At 39.2% G+C, this 2212-nt stretch carries 1 protein-coding gene; it reads left to right on the top strand.

Annotation, left to right across the window (positions count from 1 at the left end):
- The first annotated feature begins 209 nt into the window (after positions 1 to 209).
- On the top strand, positions 210 to 2135 hold the full coding sequence (tet(Q), locus tag HMPREF2890_RS00630; RefSeq protein WP_002560998.1) for a tetracycline resistance ribosomal protection protein Tet(Q): 1926 nt from the start codon (positions 210 to 212) through the stop codon (positions 2133 to 2135).
- Positions 2136 to 2212: the final 77 nt, after the last annotated feature.

Here is a 2212-nt window from a genome sequence, read left to right as displayed (position 1 = left end):
CGCAACAAATCTCCAGCCTGCGGAATCGAGGAAATCCTCCCACTTTTGTTAGATATATTTTTTTGTGTAATTTTGTAATCGTTATGCGGCAGTAATAATATACATATTAATACGAGTTAGTAATCCTGTAGTTCTCACATGCTACGAGGAGGTATTAAAAGGTGCGTTTCGACAATGCATCTATTGTAGTATATTATTGCTTAATCCAAATGAATATTATAAATTTAGGAATTCTTGCTCACATTGATGCAGGAAAAACTTCCGTAACCGAGAATCTGCTGTTTGCCAGTGGAGCAACGGAAAAGTGCGGCCGTGTGGATAATGGTGACACCATAACAGACTCTATGGATATAGAGAAACGTAGAGGAATTACTGTTCGGGCTTCTACGACATCTATTATCTGGAATGGAGTGAAATGCAATATCATTGACACTCCGGGACACATGGATTTTATTGCGGAAGTGGAGCGGACATTCAAAATGCTTGATGGAGCAGTCCTCATCTTATCCGCAAAGGAAGGCATACAAGCGCAAACAAAGTTGCTGTTCAATACTTTACAAAAACTGCAAATCCCGACAATTATATTTATCAATAAAATTGACCGTGACGGTGTGAATTTAGAGCGTTTGTATCTGGATATAAAAACAAATCTGTCTCAAGATGTCCTGTTTATGCAAACTGTTGTCGATGGATTGGTTTATCCGATTTGCTCCCAAACATATATAAAGGAAGAATACAAAGAATTTGTATGCAACCATGACGACAATATATTAGAACGATATTTGGCGGATAGCGAAATTTCACCGGCTGATTATTGGAATACGATAATCGATCTTGTGGCAAAAGCCAAAGTCTATCCGGTACTACATGGATCAGCAATGTTCAATATCGGTATCAATGAGTTGTTGGACGCCATCTCTTCTTTTATACTTCCTCCAGAATCAGTCTCAAACAGACTTTCAGCTTATCTCTATAAGATAGAGCATGACCCCAAAGGACATAAAAGAAGTTTTCTAAAAATAATTGACGGAAGTCTGAGACTTCGAGACATTGTAAGAATCAACGATTCGGAAAAATTCATCAAGATTAAAAATCTAAAGACTATTTATCAGGGCAGAGAGATAAATGTTGATGAAGTGGGGGCCAATGATATCGCGATTGTAGAAGATATGGAAGATTTTCGAATCGGAGATTATTTAGGTACTAAACCTTGTTTGATTCAAGGGTTATCTCATCAGCATCCCGCTCTCAAATCCTCCGTCCGGCCAGACAGGTCCGAAGAGAGAAGCAAGGTGATATCCGCTCTGAATACATTGTGGATTGAAGACCCGTCTTTGTCCTTTTCCATAAACTCATATAGTGATGAATTGGAAATCTCGTTATATGGTTTGACACAAAAGGAAATCATACAGACATTGCTGGAAGAACGATTTTCCGTAAAGGTCCATTTTGATGAGATCAAGACTATCTACAAAGAACGACCTGTAAAAAAGGTCAATAAGATTATTCAGATCGAAGTGCCACCCAACCCTTACTGGGCCACAATAGGGCTGACGCTTGAACCCTTGCCGTTAGGGACAGGGTTGCAAATCGAAAGTGACATCTCCTATGGTTATCTGAACCATTCTTTTCAAAATGCCGTTTTTGAAGGGATTCGTATGTCTTGCCAATCTGGTTTACATGGATGGGAAGTGACTGATCTGAAAGTAACTTTTACTCAAGCCGAGTATTATAGCCCGGTAAGTACACCTGCTGATTTCAGACAGCTGACCCCTTATGTCTTCAGGCTGGCCTTGCAACAGTCAGGTGTGGACATTCTCGAACCGATGCTCTATTTTGAGTTGCAGATACCCCAAGCGGCAAGTTCCAAAGCTATTACAGATTTGCAAAAAATGATGTCTGAGATTGAAGACATCAGTTGCAATAATGAGTGGTGTCATATTAAAGGGAAAGTTCCATTAAATACAAGTAAAGACTACGCCTCAGAAGTAAGTTCATACACTAAGGGCTTAGGCGTTTTTATGGTCAAGCCATGCGGGTATCAAATAACAAAAGGCGATTATTCTGATAATATCCGCATGAACGAAAAAGATAAACTTTTATTCATGTTCCAAAAATCAATGTCATCAAAATAATGGAGCGGTCAGGAAATTTCTATAAGGCAATACAGTTGGGATATACCTAGATTCCGCAAGCTGAGTTAGGAGCAAAA

Source organism: Porphyromonas sp. HMSC065F10, assembly GCF_001808555.1.
Lineage (GTDB): Bacteria > Bacteroidota > Bacteroidia > Bacteroidales > Porphyromonadaceae > Porphyromonas_A.
This window is presented reverse-complemented; position numbering and strand designations above follow the sequence as displayed.